Raw genomic sequence first — 18,130 nt, 5'->3', positions numbered from 1 at the left:
CCGGCGGGACCCGGGTCACGGTGTGCCGGGTGGCTCCGGCTCGGCACCGGCCGGCACCGTCAGGTCCGTGCCGACACGTACCGCCTCGTGCAGCCGCTCGCCGGCGTGCACCACGCCGCCCGGCCAGACCACGCAGCGGTCGACCGTACCGTGCACGGTCGCCTCGGCCCCGACCACCGCGCGGTGCGCCCGGCCGGTCACCGTGGCGGTGGCATCGACCAGGCAGCCGTCACCCGCCGCGTGCAGGTTCGCGGCCAGGTAGTCGGCGGGCGTGCCGGTGTCGAGGTACGTGCCGGCGAACTCGACCACCTCCAGCTCGCCGGCCGCCTCCGCCGGCCGCCACACGGTCCGGACCAGTTCGGCCGGTTCGGCCGGCAGGTCCCTGACCCGGGACCACGGCAACAGCGAGAACCCGGCGAACCGGTGTTGACCGAAGTCGCCGGGGCGGGCCGGGCCGGCGACCCGCTGACCCAGCAGGCGTACGGTCCGGCCGTCCCAGCCGGCCAGCAGGGCGGCGATGTCCGGTCCGGGCGGGCTGTCCGGCGCGGCGAGGTAGGCGTCGGCGTTGCCGACCAGGACACCCCGACCGGCGATCCAGTCCCGCAGCCTCGCCACCCCACCGGAGGTGCCCAGCGGGTCACCCGGCTCCACCGAGAGCCATGCCCGGCCACCCACGTGCCGGACCACCTGGTCGCCGAGGTAGCAGGCGTTCACCGCGACGGTCTCCGGACCGGTGAGACCGAGCCCCGCCACCCGGTGCAGGGCCCGGTCCAGCAGTGGCACGTTTCCCACCGGACAGAGGGCCTTCGGACGGTGTTCGGTGAGCGGGCGCAGCCGACGCCCCTCACCGGCGGCCAGGACGACCGCGCAGAGCCCGTCCGGTGCGACGGGTTGTGCTGCTGCGCCGGCTCGGTTCACGACGGTGGACGTGCCTCGGCGGCCGGGTCGGAGTCGGCGAGCGGACCGATCCCGTAGTGGGCGAGCAGCCGGGCGGTCGCCACGGTCAGTTTGGGCAGGTCGTCGAGGGGGTGCCAGGCTGCCTCGTACACCTCGGCGCCGTCGACCACGAGTGGTGTGGTGGAGGCCGGGACCCGGGCCTCGAAGACCATGTCCACCCAGCCCTTGGCGTGCACGACGGCGTTCGGCACCGCCGGCCGGAGCTGCTCCGGCGCCAGGTCGATGCCGCTCTCCTCGTGCAGCTCCCGGGCCGCGCCGATCACCGGGGCCTCGCGGCGCTGGAGCAGGCCGGCCGGGAGCGACCAGCCTTTCCCGGGTGGCTGACGGAGCAGCAGCAGCCGGCCGGGTTCCGCCGCCTCGGCGTCTGTGACCAGGGTGACCGCGCCGACGATGTACTTCGGAACGGCCAGCCGGACCAGCCGGCGACGGACCCCGATGGGCAGGCGGTAGAAGACCTTGTAGCCGATGGCACGCGTCGGCGAGCGGCGGGTGATCACGAATCCAGGCTAGAGGGCGTACCCGGACCACGGGTGACCCGGGGCACAGCGGACCTCATTCCTGATGGTCGACCATGGCGATGAGCTGCTCGACCACGGTGTCCGGTTCGATCGTCCGGTCCACCACCGCGACCAGCAGGGTCTCCAGGTCGGGATACCCCTGCTGCTCGGCGAGCTGGCGCAACGGCAGATCGCTGGCGAGTCCCCGGTTGTGCTTGCGCAGGGTGAGACCGATGGTGGCACGGCCCAGCTTGACCTTGTCCGAGATGGAGATCCCCGGTTCCTGGTGATCGGCGAACCAGCGGTTGATCTGCATCTGGGCGTGCGGGGACTTGACGAAGCCGAGCCACTCCCGGCGGGGGCCGGGTGGGGCCACCGCGAGGTCGAGTTCGCTCTGCGCGTCGGTCTCGGTGAAGATCTCCACCACGTCGCCCTCCTCCAGTTCGGAGGAGAGCGGCGCCAGCCGACCGTTGATCTTGGCGGCGAGACAGTGGTCGCCCCGGTCCGGGCCGAGCTCGTACGCCAGGTCCACCGGGCTGGAACCGGCCGGCAGCACGATCTGCCGGCCTTCGGCGAAGACCTGGATCTGGGTCTCGGCGAGGTCGCAGCGCAGCGACTGGAGGAACTGCGCCGGGTCGGCGGTCTCCCGTTCCCAGTTGAGCACCCGCTGCAGCCAGTCAAGCTGCTCGGCGCTGTTGGCGCCGTCGACGCCGGGACGGGGGTAGCGGAAGTCGGCCGCGATGCCGTACTCGGCGGACCGGTCCATCGCCCGGGTCCGGATCAGCACCTCGACGATGCGTTCGGCCGGGCCGATGACGGTGGTGTGCAGCGAGCGGTAGAGGTTGTTCTTCGGGGCGGCGATGTAGTCCTTGAACCGGCCGGCGACCGGGCGCCAGAGGCCGTGGATCGAACCGAGGGCGGCGTAACAGTCGGTGTCCGGGCCGTCGACCACGACCACGATCCGGGGCAGGTCGAACGGGGTCGTCTGGTCCCGGGCGACGGTGTCCTTCCAGATCGAGTAGTAGTGCCGGGGACGGGGTTTCACCACCGCCACGATCTTGTCCCGCCGGAGCACCACCCGGGCCTGGTTGACCACGTCGTCGAGGTAGGCCCCCCAGTGCGGCCGGTTCTTGACGTGTTCGTCGATCCGCTCGTACGCCTCGGGCTCCAGGTGTTGCAGCACCACGTCGTCGAGGTCGCGCTTGAGTGCCTGGATGCCGAGCCGGTCGCAGAGCGGGACCAGCACCTCCTGGGTCGCCCCCGCGATCCGGGCCCGGGAGGCGGGCGAACGGACCCCGAGGGTGCGCATGTTGTGCAGCCGGTCGGCGAGCTTGATGATCAGCACCCGGACGTCCTTGCCGGCCGCGATGATCATCTTTCGGATCGTCTCCGCCTCGGCGGCCTTGCCGTAGAACGCCTTGTCGAACTTGGTCACCCCGTCGACAAGGTGCGCCACCTCGGACCCGAAGTCCCCGGTCAACGCCTGCAACGTGTAGCGGGTGTCCTCGACCGTGTCGTGCAGCAGGGCCGCGACCAGGGTGACCGTGTCCATGCCGAGTTCGGCGCAGATCTGCGCGACCGCCAACGGGTGGGTGATGTACGGCTCACCGCTCTTGCGGAACTGCCCCCGGTGCATGCTCTCGGCAATGGCGTAACTGCGGCGCAGCACCCCGACGTCGGCGTTCGGGTGGACCGCACGGTGGGCCCGGGCCAGCTGGGTGACCGGATCATCCTCACCGGACGGCCAGGAGAGCAGCGAGCGTAGCCGTTTGCTCAGCGTGATCTCGGTCGCGCGGGCGCCCCCGAGGGCGGCGCCGTGCCCGGCGTCGAGGTCCACGCGGAGCCACCTCCTCGCTCACCGCCCGCCTCCCGGTGATCGCTCCAGTGTGACCGCCGTGGGGCGCGGTCGGGGAAGCAAACCCCGAAATCGGGCAGGACTGCACTTCTCTAACAGCCTAAGGGAGCGAAGGTCGTCCGATCGGTCACTTGCTCATGTGCGTTTGGTCGGGAGTTGTCCGGACGACGCGGCCTCGGCCCGGGCGAGCAGGTCACGGAACCGTTCCGCACCTCTGGCCGGAGAGGACCAACCGGTCGACGTCTCGACCAACCGCGTGTCGGGTCGTTCCAACCAGGACAGGATCCGTTCCGACTCCTCGGCCGAGGCGTTGGGAATCGGCCCGTGACCCGGCAGGACCGTCTCGGCGGTGGCCCGGACCAGGTCGAGCAGCGGTCGGGGCGGTGCACCGGGCGCGGCGGTGGCGGCACCGGCGAGCCGGCCGTGCCGGACCACGGCGATCTCCCACCCGCCGTCGGCGGTCCGCCGGGCGGCGGCCAGCTCGGCGATTCGGGTCAGCCCGACCAGGCGCTGCATCCGTACGGTGGCCCGCAGCACCGCGGCCAACCGACTCCGGACCACCGCCGCCTCCTCGTAGCGGTGGGCTCCGGCCAGCGCCTCGATCCGGCCCAGCAGAGCGTCGACCAGCACCTGTGGATCGTCCACCATGGCGGTCCGGACCGGGGCGACCGCACGTTGTTCGTACTCGGTGACCGAGATCCGGTGCTCGCACGGTGCCGGGCAGCGGCCCAGCTCGGCCAGCGCGCAGGCCGGCGTGGTGCTCCGGACCGACAGCCGGTGCGTGCACTGGCGCAGCGGCACCGCGTCGTGCACCGCCGCGGCGGCGAGTTCGGCCGCCCGCCGGGAGCCGAACGGGCCCAGGTACGCCTCGTCGTCCGGCCCGAGACCGCGGACCACCGACAACCGGGGGTACGGCTCGGCGGTCAACTTCAGCCACAGCACCCGCTCCGGAAACTTCGACCGGCGGTTGTACGGCGGGGCGTGCGCGCCGATCAGCCGCAGCTCGCGTACCTCGGCCTCCAGCGGGTGGGCACACTCGATCGCCTCCACCCGGACCGCCGCGGCCAGCATCTCCGAGATCCGCGCCCGTTTCTCGGCCGCGGTGAAGTAGCTGCGGACCCGGGTGGCGATGTCACCCGAGGTGCCCACGTAGAGCGGCCGGTCGTCGGCGGCCCGGAAGATGTAGACCCCCGGCACCCGGGGCAGCCCGTCGGCCAGGTGTCGCTTGCGCCGCTGGGTCGGGGTGACCGCCCGGGCGAACTCGATCGCCTCGCCCAGCGTTTCCACCCGGTGCCCGCCGAGCCGGGCGATCAGCCCGTGCAGTACGTCCACCGTCGCCTTGGCGTCGTCCAGTGCCCGGTGGTTCGGCTGGTGCGGGGTACGGAAGTACGCGGCCAGGGTGCCGAGTTTGCGGTTGGGTACCTCGTCCCGGGTCAGCACCCGACGGGCCAGCGCGGCGGTGTCCAGGACCCGGGGGTTCGGCCAGACGTACCCGTGCCGGGCGCAGGCCGCCTTGAGGAAACCCACGTCGTACGGGGCGTTGTGGGCGACCAGTACGGCGCCCCGGAGGAACTCGAGGAGGCTCGGGAGCACCTGTTCGATCGGCGGCGCCGGGGCCAGCATCGCCTGGGTGATCCCGGTCAGCACGGTGATGAACGGCGGTATCGGCTCGCCCGGATTGACCAGGGTCGCCAGCACGCCGAGCTGCTCGCCGCCCCGGACTTTCACCGCGCCGATCTCGGTGATGCCTCCGCCGTCCGGCGCTCCTCCGGTCGTCTCCAGGTCCACCACCACAAACGTGCAGTCGCGCAGTGACAGCGTGTCACCGGGTCGGTCGCCCGTCGCCGGGTCGTCGTCCGGCAGGCCGTCCAGCGTGCCCTGCACGTATCGGGGTTGCACCACGGCGGGCAGGTTAGGCGCCCCGTACGACACTCCGGCCACCCGGGTCCCACTGGTCACAGCGGTCGACCCGAAGAGATCATCTGAGGTGAAGGGCGGTGGGTGGGGAGTCGGTGGGAGACTGGCGGCATGCCTCGCGCCGAATCGTTCGACGACCGCCTCCCCGAGGAGGCGGCGGAGACCACGCGCGCCGAGGCGGGCGACCGGCGCTCGGAGCCGGACACGCCCCGACCGGAACAGCAGGCGGACACCCCGGCCGGGCCCGGCCCGGACCTGTCCCGCGACGCCGCCGGGTCGGCGACCGAACGGGACCCGGACGTGGTCGGCGAGGTCCCGGAACTGGGGCCCGAGCCGGGCGGCGCCGTGGAGCCGGACGACGGCGCCGAGCCGGAACCCACCCTGCCGGAGCCGGTCCGGCAACGGATCATCAGCCTGGCCGCCGCGGCGCTACCGACCCTGCCCGGCGACGAGCTGCCGGCCCCGCTCCGTCGGGTCGCGAAGTTCGCCCCCAACCGGCGGGCCCGACTGGGCGGGGCGCCGATCGCCACCCAGTTGGCGGGCGACCCGCTGTTCCGGCAGCGGGTGGCCAGCCGGGTGCTGGCCGACGCCGGTGCCCTCGGCGTGGCGGTCGTCTCGGGCGGCAGCCCGGCCGCCGCCGACCCGGTCGAGGTGGCGGCCCTCGCCTATCTGGCCCGGCCGACCGGCTGGCGTGCCCTGGTCGAGAACGCCGGGGCGGCGGTCCGGGCCGAGGTGGACAGCGCGGCCGTGGCCGAGCTGGTCCGGGAGGCCGAACAGCGGGCCACCCGCGCCGAGCACGACCGGGCGGTGGCCAAGGTCGAGGCGGACAAACTTCGCGACGAGGTCGCCCGGCTCCGCGAGGAGCTCGGTCAACTGCGGGAAGAGACCCGGGTGCTGGGCCGATCACTACGGGAGACCCAGGCCCGGGAGCGCCGCGCGAGCGAGTTGCTGGCCACCGAGAAGGGCCGGGCCACCCGGGCCGCCGCCGACCACGAGGCGGAGCTGCGCCGGATGCGGGCCCGACTGGCCGAGGCCGAGGCGGCCGCCGGCGCGGTCCGGCAGACCGCCAAGGAGGCCAGGTCGGTCGACGACGCCCGGCTCTGGCTGCTGCTGGAGACCATCGGCCGGGCCGCCGTCGGGTTGCGTCGGGAACTGGCCCTCGACCCCGCCGACCGGCTGCCCGCCGACTACGTGGCCGAGGCGTTCGCCGACAACCCGACGGCGGCGAACTCGGCCCGCGGACTGGGCACCGACGACCCGGCCCGACTCGACCAGCTGCTCGCGCTGCCCCGGGCGCACCTGATCGTGGACGGCTACAACGTCACCAAGCGCGGCTTCGGTGAGATGTCCCTGGAACAGCAGCGTAAACGGCTGATCACCGGACTCGGCGGGATCGCCGCGCAGACCGGTGACGAGGTGACCGTCGTCTTCGACGGTGCCGAGCGGATGCACGGCCTGCCGCCCGCGCCGCGCGGCGTACGGGTGCTCTTCTCCCGCAAGGGAGAGACCGCCGACGACCTGATCCGCCGACTGGTCCGGGCCGAACCGGCCGGGCGTCCGATCGTCGTCGTCTCGTCCGACCGTGAGGTCGCCGACGGGGTACGCCGGCACGGCGCCTACCCGCTCGGGGCCGACTCCCTGCTCCGCCGGCTCGCCCGGGCGTAGCGGCGACAGGACGGATCCCTTCCTCCCGCTTTTGGTAGCGGAAGGCCCCAAGCTGACCACCTGGGCAGTTCTTGTCGTACCCCTGTCCTAGCGTCGATGTAACCGATCGTGGTCGGTGCGCGACGAGAGCGCCGCGACGCCGGCCCGCCCGTCGAGGAGGGACCGATGCTCATCGACTGCGACAACTGCCCCCGGCCGGAGGCGGACTGTCCCGGATGCCTGGTCAAGGCGCTGGACCGACCACCCGACCAGGGCAACCTCACCGCCGAGGAGCAGTACGCCATCGAGGTGTTCGCCCGGGCCGGCTTCGACGTCGAGGTGCTCGACGTGCCGACCACCCCGCCGCTCCGGCTGACCTCCCGGCGCCGGCGCCGCCGCGTGGCATAACCCGGCGGGCGCGGAGCCGCCGGGCCGGGGGGCCGCCGGCTGCGGACCCGCCGGTGGGGCCCGGTGCCGCCGCCACGTCACCGGGTCGGCACAAGGCGGTCCGGGGGCGGCATAGGATGGCCGCGCGGACGCCGCTGGCGGGAGGACAAAAGATGACCGTGCGACGTGACGGCGTCGCCCGGGCCGGGGACCGGGTCTGGGACCGGGCACGGGGCACGACATGACGCCGCGCGCCTGGGCGGGCCTGACGCTCGCGGTCCTCGTTGTACTGCTGGTCGCGGCGACGGTGGCGTTGGTGCCGTGGCATCGTCCCCCCGCACCCCGCTCCGACCAGTTGGCGGCCCTGGACGAACTGCACCCGGCGGAGGTGGCCCGGGGACGGGCCTTCCATGCCGCGTTGCGCCCCGGGACGTACGGCGGAATGCTGGTCGGCCTGCTCGTGGCGCTGCTGCTCGGCCTGACCCCGCTGGGCGCGAAACTCGTCTCCCTGGTCGGCCGCCCGTTCGGCGACAACTGGATCGCCCAGGCGGTGCTCGGCGGCCTGGCCGTGGTGCTGGCGGCGGACCTGCTGACGCTGCCGTTCGCCGCCTGGCGGCACGCGGTCGTGGCCCGCTACGGCCTCTCCACCCAGGGCTGGGGCGGCTGGACGGTCGACCTGCTCAAGTCGTACGCGGTCAGCGCGGTGATCGGCGCGGTGGCGCTGCTCGGCTTCTACGCGGTGACCCGGTACGCCCCCCGCTGGTGGTGGGCGGTCGGCGCGGTGGGCGCGGCGGGCCTGGTCACGCTGCTCTCGTTCGTCCTGCCGGTGCTGGTGGAACCGATCTTCAACCGGTTCACCCCGATGGAGCCGGGGCCGCTGCGTACCGAACTGCTGGCGCTCGCCGAGACCGATGGCGTACCGGTGAAGGACGTGCTGGTCGCCGATGCCTCGCGGCGGACCCGGGCGGTCAACGCGTACGTCTCCGGCTTCGGCCCGACCCGGCGGATCGTCGTCTACGACACCCTGCTGCGCGAGGCGCCGCCCGAGGAGGTGGCCAGCGTCGTCGCGCACGAGTTGGGGCACGCGAAGGACCGGGACGTGCTGACCGGCACCCTCACCGGGGCGCTCGGCGCGGCCGCCGCGGTGGTGGCGCTCTATCTCCTCGGTTCGTCGGGGGCACTGTTGCGGGCCGCCGGGGTCGGCTCGGTCGCCGAGCCGGCCGCGTTTCCGCTGCTGATCGCGCTGGTGACCCTGGCCGGTCTGGTTGCCGCGCCGGCCCAGGCCTGGATCTCCCGGCAGGTCGAGGCCCGGGCGGACGCGCACGCGCTGGCGCTGACCGGTGACCCGATCGCCTTCGAGGCGATGCAACGCCGGTTGTCCAGCGTCAACCTGGCCGACCCCGACCCGCCCCGCTGGGTGTACCTCTACTCGGCGAGCCACCCGTCCACAGTGGAGCGCATGGCCGCGGCCCGCGCGTACGCCCGAGGAGCCGGCGGTTGACCAGGACCCTGCTCGTCACCAACGACTTCCCGCCGCGACCCGGCGGGATCCAGTCCTTCGTACACGGGCTCGCGGTCCGGCAGCCGCCCGGCTCGGTGGTGGTCTACGCCTCGACCTGGCGGGGCGCCGACAAGTTCGACGCCGACCAGCCGTTCGAGGTGGTCCGGGAGTCGACCGGGGTGCTGCTGCCGACCACGCGGGTCGCCCGGCGGGCCGCCGAGCTGGCCCGGACGTACGACTGTGACACGGTCTGGTTCGGTGCCGCCGCGCCGCTCGGGCTGCTCGCCGCCGGGCTGCGTCGCCGGGCCGGGATCCGGCGGGCGGTGGCCCAGACCCACGGACACGAGGTCGGTTGGGCGGCACTGCCCGGAGCCCGGTCGGCGCTGCGCCGGATCGGGGACGGTGTCGACGTCACCACCTACCTCGGCGAGTACACCCGGGTACGGCTGGCCCGGGTGCTGGACGGACACACCGAACTGCGCCGGCTCGCCCCCGGGGTCGACGTCGACGTCTACCACCCGGACGTCGACGGCAGCCAGGTCCGGGCCCGACACCGGCTCTCCGACCGGCCGGTGGTGGTCTGCGTCTCCCGACTGGTGCCCCGCAAGGGCCAGGACGCCCTGATCCGCGCGCTGCCGGAGATCCGGCGCCGGGTCCCGGGAGCGGCCCTGCTCGTGGTCGGCGGTGGCCCGTACCGGGACTCGCTGCGCAAGCTCGCCCGACAGGTCGGGGTCGCCGGCGACGTGGTCTTCACCGGCAGTGTGCCGACCGCCGAACTTCCGGCCCACTACGCGGCCGGCGACGTCTACGCGATGCCGTGCCGGACCCGCAACCGCGGGCTCGACGTCGAGGGCCTGGGCATCGTCTACCTGGAGGCGTCCGCGACCGGACTGCCGGTGGTCGCCGGTGACTCCGGGGGTGCACCGGACGCGGTCCGCGAGGGCGAGACCGGGTACGTCGTCGACGGCCGCGACGTCCGGCAGCTCGCCGACCGGGTCGCCACCCTGCTCGCCGACCCGGATCTGGCCCGACGCATGGGCGCGGCCGGACGGACCTGGGTCGAACGGGAATGGCGCTGGGAGAAACAGGCCCGGCGGATGACCGAACTGCTCGCCGGCTGAGCGGTCGACGGCACGGCGGAATGTGACGTGCCACCCGCCCGGGGTGGGCTTGCCCACCGGCGGACGACGGACGATGGATATCGATGATCGGGCGTGGCAGTCTGTCCTCGTGCGAGATGTCGCGTTCACAGGATCGGTCGCGGTGGTGGCCACACTGGTGGCAGCCACCGGATTCGGACTCTGGCATCGCAGACGGGACGGCGTGCTCCGGCCGGTGGCCTCCGCCACCGCCGTCTCCGGCGGCATCGCCTCGGCCGCCGCGACTACCTCCGGCACCGCCTCGTCCGTCACCGCCACCGCCGTCTCCGGCGGCACCGTCCCGGCCGACGGGGTTGGCGGGCCGGCGGTCGACCGGGGAGGAGCGGGTGGCGAACCACCGGACGATCCCGACCTGCGGGCCATGCTCACCGCGCTCGGCGTACGGCTGGGCACCCCCGCCACGCTGCTGCAGTTCTCGTCGGCGTTCTGCGCCCCGTGCCGGACCACGCGCCGGGTGCTGAGCGATGTCGTGGAACTGCTTGACGGCGTACGCCACGTCGAGGTCGACGCGGAGAGCGAACTGGCCGCCGTCCGGACCCTCGCGATCTGGCGTACGCCGACCGTGCTGGTGATCGACGCCGAGGGACGGGTGGTCCGGCGGGCGACCGGGGTGCCGAGCAAAGCCCAGGTGATCGCCACCGTCGCTCCGCTGCTCGACAAGACCACACCATGACCTGACCGCACCGACTCGACCGAGCCCGGCTCCCCACCCCGGAGGTGGACATGTTGCTCGATCCCCGTGCCCCGCGGTTCGCCGCGGCGCTCACCGCGCTTGTCCTGGTTGTTGTCCTGGTCACCGGTTCCGGCTGGCTGGCCCTGGCCCAGGCGGCCGTGTTCGGCGTCGCCGCCCTGGATCCGCGACGGAACCCGTACGCCCTCGTCTTCCGGTTCCTGGTGGCGCCCCGGCTGCCCCGCCCCACCGAACTGGAGCCGGCGGCGCCGGTCCGGTTCGCCCAGCTGGTCGGTCTGGTGTTCCTGCTGGTCGGTGCCGCCGGCTATCTGGGTGGCGCGCCGGCACTCGGCCTGGTCATGGGGTGTCTGGCCCTGGCGGCGGCCTTTCTCAACGCGGCCTTCGGACTCTGTCTGGGCTGCGAGACCTACCTGGCGTTCCGCCGGCTGACCGGTCGCCCGGTACCGACCCGGGTCGCCAACCCCGCGCCCTGAGCCGCCGCGTCGCCCACGCCGGCACCACGAGGCGGCCGACGACGGGATCCGTCGACAGCCCCGTGGTCGCAGACGCGGGTCAGAACTTGGGGGCGTCGGGCGCTTCGAGCAGACCGAGCCGCAGCGCGGTCATCAGCGCCTGGGCCCGGTTGGCCGCACCGAGCTTCTCGTAGAGCTTCGAGATGTGTGTCTTGGCCGTCGACTCGCTGACGAAGAGCTGCTTCGCGATGCCGGCGACGCTCATCCCGTCGGCGAGCAGTCGCAGCACCTGCCCCTCCCGGGGGGAGAGTTGCGGGCCGGAGGGGGCCAACCGGCGCTTCATCGCCTCGGCGAGGTCGGCGGCGGTGAACGCGCTCGGCGAGGAGGCGGCGTGCCGGGCCGCGGCCACCACCTCGTCGGCCGGGGCGGTCTTCGGTACGAAGGCGCTCGCGCCGGCCTCGAGGGCACCGAAGAGCTGGTCGTCGCCCGCGTACATGGTCAGCACGACGATGCCCATGGTGGCGCTGGACTTGCGGAGTGCACGGGTGGCTTCGAGCCCGCTGCCGTCGGGAAGGCGGAGGTCCATGATCACGACGTCGGGCTGTAGCGCGCCGGCCTGTCGGACCCCCTCCGCGGCGGTGGCGGCCTCGCCGACGACCTCGAACTGCCGGTCCCGCTCAAAGGCGTGCCGCAGTCCCTTGCGGATCAGGTCATGATCGTCGACGAGCAGGACCTTGGTCCGAGTGGTCGGCGTGGGGCTGGTGGTCATGCTCGGGTTACTCCCCTTCTGATGCGGTGACGCTATCGCGCACGTTATCGCGCCGGGGCGAGGTTCCGAGCACCACTGCCACCGTCGTGCCGCTGGGGTGTCGCGGACTGATCTCTAGCCGGCCCCGGATACGTTCCGCCCTCTCCGTCATGATCGCAAGACCGTACCTGCCATCAGGACGCTGGTCAGCGATGCCCTGACCATCATCCGACACTTCAATCTGGGCGAATGGGGGATCCACGGCACAGGTCACCCAGAGATTCGCGGCCCCGGCGTGCTTCCGGGCGTTCGTGATCGCCTCCTGCGCGATGCGGAGCAGCTCCGCCTCGGTGGCGGCCGGCAGTCGGGCGGTTGACTCGTCGAGCGTGTAGTGCACCCGCAGCCCGGCGGAGGCGCCGACGGTACGGGCGTACTCGGCGATGGCGGCGGCCAGCCCACCGTGCCGGTCCACCTCGCTGCGCAGCTCGAAGAGGCTGAGCCGCAACTCGGTGATGACCCGGGTCACCTCGGCCCGCAGCGCCCGCAACTCCTCGGCGGTCTCCTTCGCCCCGTCCGGCAGGGTGGCCATCGCGTTGTCGATGCCGTACCCGACCATCACCAGTTCCTGGGCGACCCCGTCATGGATCTCCCGGGCCAGTCGCTGCCGCTCCTCGTTGGTGGCCAGCGAACGGACCTCGTCGAAGAGCAGCGCGGCCTCCAGCCGCAGCGCCGCCGGCCCGGTCAGCGCGGTCACCTGGGCCACCACCGGGGACGGGTACGCGTTCGCGACGTCGGCCTCCAGGGCGACCAGACCGACCGTCCGTACCCCGGCGACCAGCGGTACGACCAGCGACGACACCTCACCGCCCCGGTGCGACCGGGCCTGCGACCGGTTGGCGGTCTGTGGCTGCTGGCTGGCCCAGGCGTCGGCGATCGCCGAGTCCGCGTCGAGCGTCGTCTCCCAGTCGACCCGGTCCACCCCGACCTGGGCGAGGACCACCAGCCGGCCCCCGCCGCTGGCGGAGAGCACGGCCGCCCGGTCGGCCCGGGCCACGCCGCGTAGCTCCTCCAACAGGTGCTCGGAGATGCCACCCGGGTCGAGGGTCGCCCCGGGCAGCTGCCGGGCGACACTGCGTAGCTGGGTCAGCAGTCGGGTCGCCTCGGCGTACGGCTGCGGCCGGCTCTCTCCCCGGGCCTGCAGGATGCGTTGCAGCGTGCCCGCGGCGGAGAGGCCGAGTCCGGCGAGGATCAGCCACTGGACCGCCGAGGCGAGGTAGCCGGGTTGGCCGATCTGTCGGCCGCCGTCGCCGGTGCTCAGCGCCCCGCCGAGGGCGAGGCTGACCGCGGCCAGCACGGCCAGGGCGATGCCCTCCCGGGACCGGCGTTGCAACGCGGTGGCGGTGAGCGGCACCGCGAGGTAGGGCAGGATCGCGGAGGCGCCCAGCCCGGGCATCGGGCCGTTGATGGTCGCCGCGGCGGCGACCTGGGCGGCGGCCAGGCCGACCAGGACCACCTCGGCGGCCCGGCCGAGCGGCGCCAGTACGCGGTGCCTGGGGGCGATCACCCCGGGGATGCCGGCGAAGGCGAGCAGAGCGACCCAGCGGAGCTGGCCCGGGTCCCGGGTGGCGATCAGCGTGAGGACCGCGACGAGGGCGAGCATGACGAGGCGCGCCGCCGTCGCGAGCGGATGCGGGTGCGGTGGACCGGAGGTCGAGGCGGGCACCTGACGGATGGTAGTCAGTCGCCGTATATCTCGGCGATGTCCGCCGAGTAGGTTTTCGCGACGATGTTCCGTTTGACCTTGAGTGACGGGGTGAGTTCACCGCTGGCCTCGGTGAAGTCCCGGGGCAGGATCCGGAACTGCCGGACCGACTCGGCCCGGCTGACCGCCTGGTTGGCCTCGTCCACCGCCTTTTGAATCTCGGCCCGCAGTTCCGGATCGTCACGCAGCTGGTCGACCGGGGTCTCCTCGGGCCGGCCGTGTTCCCGCAGCCAGGCCGGCAGCGCCTCCTCGTCGATGGTGACCAGCGCGGCGACGAACGGGCGCCGGTCGCCGACCACCATGCACTGGCTGACCAGCCGGTGGGCCCGGACCCGGTCCTCGAGTACGGCGGGCGCGACGTTCTTGCCACTCGCGGTGACGATGATCTCCTTCTTCCGGCCCGTGATGGTCAGATATCCGTCATCGTCGAGCTTGCCAAGGTCGCCGCTGTGGAACCAGCCGTCCGGGGTGAGCACCTCGGCGGTGGCCTCCGGGTTGTTCCAGTACCCCTGGAACACCACGTCGCCCTTGATCAGGATCTCGTCGTCGTCGGCGATCCGGATGGTCACCCCCGGCAGCGGCCGGCCGACCGTACCGATCCGGGTCGCGCTGGGCAGGTTCACCGCGACCGCCGGCGAGGTCTCGGTGAGGCCGTACCCCTCGTAGACCCGGACCCCGACGCCGCGGAAGAAGTGTCCGAGCCGGGCGCCGAGCGGAGCCCCGCCGGAGACCGCGTTCTCGCAGCGGCCGCCGAGCGCGGCGCGGAGCTTTCGGTAGACCAGCCGGTCGAAGACGAGGTGTCGCAGCCGCAGTCCGAGGCCCGGTCCGGAGCGGGTGTCCAGCGCCTCGCTGTAGCTGATGGCCACCCGTTCGGCGGCCGCGAAGATCTTGCCCTTGCCCTCGTCGTTCGCCTTCTGGACCGCTCCGGTGTAGACCTTCTCGAAGACCCGGGGCACCGAGAGCACAAAGCTGGGCCGGATCTCCTTCAGGTCGTTGACCAGGTTCTTCGTGTCGGCGGCGTGCGCCACGGTGGCCCGGGCCCGGACCGTGCCGATCTGGATCAGCCGGGCGAACGAGTGGGCCAGCGGCAGGAAGAGCAGGGTCGACGCCCCCTCGTTGAAGAGGTTGGGCAGCACCGGGATGGCGTTGCAGATGTCGGAGAGCAGGTTCCGGTGGGTCAGCGTGCAGCCCTTGGGGCGTCCGGTGGTGCCGCTGGTGTAGATGATCGTGGCGAGATCGCCGGCCCGGACCGCCCGACGGCGCAGGTCCACCTCGGTCGGATCGATTCGTTCCCCGAGGGCGACCAGGTCGGCGATACCGCCGACGTCGAGCTGCCAGACCTGCTCCAACTTCGGCAGCTGGTCGCGGACGCCGGACAGGGTCAGCGCGTGGGCGTTCGTCTCCACCACGCAGGCCACCGCGCCCGAGTCGGCCAGGATCCAGGCCACCTGTTCGGCGCTGGAGGTGTCGTAGATCGGCACCGTCACCCCGCCGGCGGCCCAGATGGCGTAGTCGACCAGGGTCCACTCGTACCGGGTCCGGCTCATCAGCCCGACGCGGGAGCCAGGGGTGATGCCGGCGGCGATCAGACCGCGGGTCAGCGCGAGGACCTCGTCGCGGAACTGGCGGCAGGTGACCTCGGTCCACCCGCCCTCCGAGCCGTTCGCGCCGTCCGACCCGCTCGTGCCGTCCGACCCGGCCGGTCCCGTGGTGCGTCGGAGGAACTGCACACTGTCCGGCGCCTCCTCGGCGTTGTCCCAGACCGGGTCGGTGAGGTTGGCCGCGTCGCCGATCGTGACCACCGGCGGGACCGAGAACTCGCGCACCTGCACTCCCTCGTGCTCGTATCGACCCGGTCCGCCGACGGCCGACCGGTCCGGTTACCTCCGCAACCTACCTGGCTGCCGGTTCCGTCCGCCTCGGCAGGCTCGTCGGCGGTGGGTGGCGGCCGGCCGGTGGACGGCTGCCGGCGACCGGCCGGGACCGGCGCGACGGGGTGAGGCGGTCGGCCCGGCTCGCGTTGTTGCCAGGTAGCCTGCCGGGCATGGCGGATTCCTCCACGCAGTCGATCGTCATCGCCGCTCCGCCGGCCCGGGTGACCTCGGTGATCTGTGACTTCCCGCGTTACCCGGAGTGGGCCGAGGCCGTGAAGCGGGTCGAGGTGGTGGAGGAGTACGAGGACGGCTACGCCGCCCAGGTCCGGTTCGTGCTCGACGCCGGGGTGATGACCGACGAGTACACCCTGGTGTACGAGTACGCCGAGGACATCTCACGGATCGAGTGGCATCTGGTGCAGCCGTCCCGGATGCAGCGGGTGCAGAACGGGTCGTACGACATCACGGACAACGGGGACGGCACCTCGTCCGTGACGTACACGCTTGAGGTCGAGTTGTCGGTGGGCATGCTGGGAATGTTTCGACGCAAGGCCGAAAAGATGATCATGGACGCCGCGTTGACCCAGCTCAAGCGGCGGGTGGAAAGCTTGGATACGGCGTCTTGACCCACCGTCCGGCGCCCGTTCCGGCGTGAGGAGCCGATCATGAGAACAGGCGGTACGCCCGAGCCGGGTTCCGCGCGGGAGGAGGCCGAACGTCTGGTCGCCGCCGCGCTCGCGATGGCCCAGACGGCCGTTACCGGGGCCCGCTACGGTGCCGGGGCGCGTGACCTGGTCGGGACGGTGGGCCAGGTGATCTCCGACGTCCTGGACCAGGTGGTGCCGTCCCCGACCGCCGCCCCGGGGCCGTCCCCGACCGCCGACCCGCCGGGGGAGCCTCGGGCCGCCGGCCCGGCAGGAGAGCCTCGGGCCGCCGGCCCCGGAGAGAGGACAACCGGGGCGACGGCAACGGAAACGGCCGGCGCGGCCGGTGACGACCCGAGCCGGCACGGTTTCGCCACCGGCGGTCCGGCATGCTGCGTCTGCCCGGTATGTCGAGCGATCGGCGCGTTGCGGGATCCGAGTCCGGAACTGGTCGAGCGACTGGCCACCGGTGCCGGCGACCTCGCCGCCGGGGTGGCCAGCCTGCTGCGGGCCTTCTCCACCGTGGCCAACCCCACGGCAGCCCGCCACACCGACGAGAACCCGACCGAGAACCCGACCGGGCCCCAGGACCGGGCACCGGCTACCGAACCGGACAGTCGCCCGTCGTCGCCACGTGTCGTACGCGACGTTCCGGGCGGGGTGGGAGAAGGTCACGCCGACGCGGTGTGGCGGGAGGCCACCCGGACCGGGCATGATTCGGGGCCGGCAGTCGAGTCGGACGTCTGGGCAGCGGCGACCCGGGCCGCGGGTACAGCACCCGCGACCGGGCAATTCTCCGAGCCGGACAGGCGATCGACGGCCTCCGGAACCGAACCGACGGACCGGACCGGACCGGCGGGGCCGGCCGGTCGACGTCCGTCGGTGCCGGCCTCCCGGGCGCCCGAGGGACCGGTGGACGCCGCGGCGGAGCCGGGGACGTCCGACGGCGGCGCCTGACGCCGAGCCGCCCGCCGGGCGGCCGGAGCGGGCCGCCGGTGCCGGCGACCGCGGGTACGGCGGCAGTGGCGGGGAAACAACCGCGTGGAGCGGTACGGCAGAGGGGAGCGGCAGCGGTGACGCTGACCATCGGAGTCGACGTCGGGGGTACCAAGGTGGCCGCCGGCGTCGTCGACGCGGCGGGTGAGGTCGTTGCGCGGGTACGCCGGGACACCCCGGCCGACGACGTTGCCAAGACCCGGGACGTCATCGTCGAGGTGGTCTCCGAGTTGGCGGCCGAGCACGAGGTGACGGCGGTGGGGATCGGTGCCGCCGGCTGGATCGACGCGGCCCGCTCCACGGTGCTTTTCGCCCCCAACATCGCCTGGCGTAACGAGCCGCTGCGCGACTACGTCAGCTCGGCCGTCGGACTGCCGGTGATCGTCGAGAACGACGCCAACGTGGCGGCCTGGGGAGAGTTCCGGTACGGCGCGGCCCGGGATGCGGAGAACTCGATGGTGCTCTTCACCATCGGCACCGGCGTCGGCGGCGGCATCGTGCTCGGCGGTGAGCTGCTCCGCGGTGCGCACGGTATCGCCGCCGAGCTCGGGCACATGCTCTCGGTGCCGGACGGCCACCTCTGCGGGTGCGGCCGGCACGGCTGCATCGAGCAGTACGCCAGCGGCAACGCCCTGGTCCGGTTCGCCCGGGCCGGCGCCCGGCAGGAGCCGACCCGGGCCACCGTCCTGCTCGAACTGGCCGGCGGTGACGTCGACGCGGTCACCGGGCCGATGGTGACGGCGGCGGCCCGCTCCGGTGACCCGGTCTCCTGCGCCGCGTTCGCCCAGATCGGCCGGTGGCTCGGCATGGGCCTGGCCGACATGGCGCAGATCCTCGACCCGGAGGTGCTGGTGGTCGGGGGCGGTGTGGTGGAGGCGGGTGACCTGCTGATGGGGCCGACCCGACGGGCCTACACCGAGGCGCTCTCGGCGCGGGCCTCGATCCCGGTGGCGGAGATCCGGCCGGCGGAACTGGGTAACACGGCGGGTCTGATCGGCGCCGCCGACCTGGCGCGGCGGCGCTAGCGGGCGACGCGAGCCCCGGC

The 18,130-nt window shown here is 73.2% G+C and carries 16 protein-coding genes; 9 read left to right on the top strand and 7 right to left on the bottom strand.

All coding sequences use genetic code 11. The features are described 5' to 3' along the window. Positions 1–15 precede the first annotated feature (15 nt). The 4 genes from ABGB21_RS10710 to ABGB21_RS10695 all read right to left on the bottom strand — a co-directional run bounded on the left by ABGB21_RS10710 (position 16) and on the right by ABGB21_RS10695 (position 5,211). Complete coding sequence (locus tag ABGB21_RS10710; protein WP_347657024.1) at positions 16–918, bottom strand: NTP transferase domain-containing protein; 903 nt, start codon at positions 916–918, stop codon at positions 16–18. Beyond that, positions 915–1,451 carry an NUDIX domain-containing protein gene (locus ABGB21_RS10705; RefSeq protein ID WP_347657056.1) on the bottom strand — a complete coding sequence of 179 codons (537 nt, stop codon included), beginning with the start codon at positions 1,449–1,451 and terminating at the stop codon, positions 915–917. Before ABGB21_RS10705 ends, ABGB21_RS10710 begins: the two co-directional genes overlap by 4 nt. Positions 1,452–1,509: 58 nt before the next feature. Further along, entirely contained in the window at positions 1,510–3,291 is a 1,782-nt protein-coding gene (locus tag ABGB21_RS10700) for a RelA/SpoT family protein (RefSeq protein WP_347657025.1), read from the bottom strand. A 153-nt stretch (positions 3,292–3,444) separates the two neighbouring features. Continuing rightward, a complete protein-coding gene (locus ABGB21_RS10695) occupies positions 3,445–5,211 on the bottom strand; it encodes a DEDD exonuclease domain-containing protein (protein WP_347657026.1) in 1,767 nt (588 codons plus the stop codon). 126 nt (positions 5,212–5,337) lie between these two features. Here ABGB21_RS10695 and ABGB21_RS10690 point away from each other — a divergent pair, with 126 nt between their 5' ends. From ABGB21_RS10690 to ABGB21_RS10665, 6 genes are all read left to right on the top strand, one after another. Continuing rightward, a complete protein-coding gene (locus ABGB21_RS10690; RefSeq protein ID WP_347657027.1) occupies positions 5,338–6,891 on the top strand; it encodes an NYN domain-containing protein in 1,554 nt (517 codons plus the stop codon). Positions 6,892–7,056: 165 nt separating this feature from the next. Beyond that, positions 7,057–7,278 carry a hypothetical protein gene (locus ABGB21_RS10685; protein WP_347657028.1) on the top strand — a complete coding sequence of 74 codons (222 nt, stop codon included), beginning with the start codon at positions 7,057–7,059 and terminating at the stop codon, positions 7,276–7,278. Positions 7,279–7,498: 220 nt separating this feature from the next. Continuing rightward, a complete protein-coding gene (locus ABGB21_RS10680) occupies positions 7,499–8,758 on the top strand; it encodes a M48 family metallopeptidase (protein WP_347657029.1) in 1,260 nt (419 codons plus the stop codon). After that, positions 8,755–9,879, top strand: coding sequence for a glycosyltransferase family 4 protein (locus ABGB21_RS10675; RefSeq protein ID WP_347677533.1), 1,125 nt, complete (start codon positions 8,755–8,757; stop codon positions 9,877–9,879). The genes ABGB21_RS10680 and ABGB21_RS10675 overlap by 4 nt, the downstream gene beginning before the upstream one ends. Before the next feature lie 142 nt (positions 9,880–10,021). Beyond that, positions 10,022–10,591, top strand: a complete 570-nt coding sequence (locus ABGB21_RS10670) for a thioredoxin family protein (protein ID WP_347657031.1) — start codon at positions 10,022–10,024, stop codon at positions 10,589–10,591. Between the two features lie 50 nt (positions 10,592–10,641). After that, entirely contained in the window at positions 10,642–11,082 is a 441-nt protein-coding gene (locus ABGB21_RS10665) for a DUF4395 domain-containing protein (protein ID WP_347657032.1), read from the top strand. A gap of 79 nt (positions 11,083–11,161) precedes the next feature. Here the strand turns inward: ABGB21_RS10665 and ABGB21_RS10660 are convergent, their stop codons facing one another. The 3 genes from ABGB21_RS10660 to ABGB21_RS10650 are packed head-to-tail and all read right to left on the bottom strand — an operon-like array spanning position 11,162 to position 15,397. Beyond that, entirely contained in the window at positions 11,162–11,830 is a 669-nt protein-coding gene (locus ABGB21_RS10660) for a response regulator transcription factor (protein ID WP_130460771.1), read from the bottom strand. 7 nt (positions 11,831–11,837) lie between these two features. Beyond that, entirely contained in the window at positions 11,838–13,532 is a 1,695-nt protein-coding gene (locus tag ABGB21_RS10655) for a GAF domain-containing sensor histidine kinase (RefSeq protein WP_347657033.1), read from the bottom strand. Positions 13,533–13,546: 14 nt separating this feature from the next. Then, positions 13,547–15,397 carry a long-chain fatty acid--CoA ligase gene (locus ABGB21_RS10650; RefSeq protein WP_347677531.1) on the bottom strand — a complete coding sequence of 617 codons (1,851 nt, stop codon included), beginning with the start codon at positions 15,395–15,397 and terminating at the stop codon, positions 13,547–13,549. A 218-nt stretch (positions 15,398–15,615) separates the two neighbouring features. Here ABGB21_RS10650 and ABGB21_RS10645 point away from each other — a divergent pair, with 218 nt between their 5' ends. The 3 genes from ABGB21_RS10645 to ABGB21_RS10635 all read left to right on the top strand — a co-directional run bounded on the left by ABGB21_RS10645 (position 15,616) and on the right by ABGB21_RS10635 (position 18,110). After that, positions 15,616–16,071 (top strand): SRPBCC family protein, encoded by a 456-nt coding sequence (locus ABGB21_RS10645; protein ID WP_347657035.1) that lies wholly within the window; start codon positions 15,616–15,618, stop codon positions 16,069–16,071. A 39-nt stretch (positions 16,072–16,110) separates the two neighbouring features. Further along, on the top strand, positions 16,111–17,046 hold the full coding sequence (locus ABGB21_RS10640) for a hypothetical protein (RefSeq protein ID WP_347677529.1): 936 nt from the start codon (positions 16,111–16,113) through the stop codon (positions 17,044–17,046). 116 nt (positions 17,047–17,162) lie between these two features. Further along, positions 17,163–18,110, top strand: coding sequence for an ROK family glucokinase (locus tag ABGB21_RS10635; protein ID WP_347657037.1), 948 nt, complete (start codon positions 17,163–17,165; stop codon positions 18,108–18,110). Positions 18,111–18,130 lie beyond the last annotated feature (20 nt).

Origin of the sequence: Plantactinospora sp. B24E8 (assembly GCF_039871735.1) — a bacterium.
GTDB lineage: Bacteria > Actinomycetota > Actinomycetes > Mycobacteriales > Micromonosporaceae > Plantactinospora.
The sequence above is the reverse complement of the archived record's forward strand: the minus strand, read 5'-3'. Positions and strand labels throughout refer to the sequence as shown.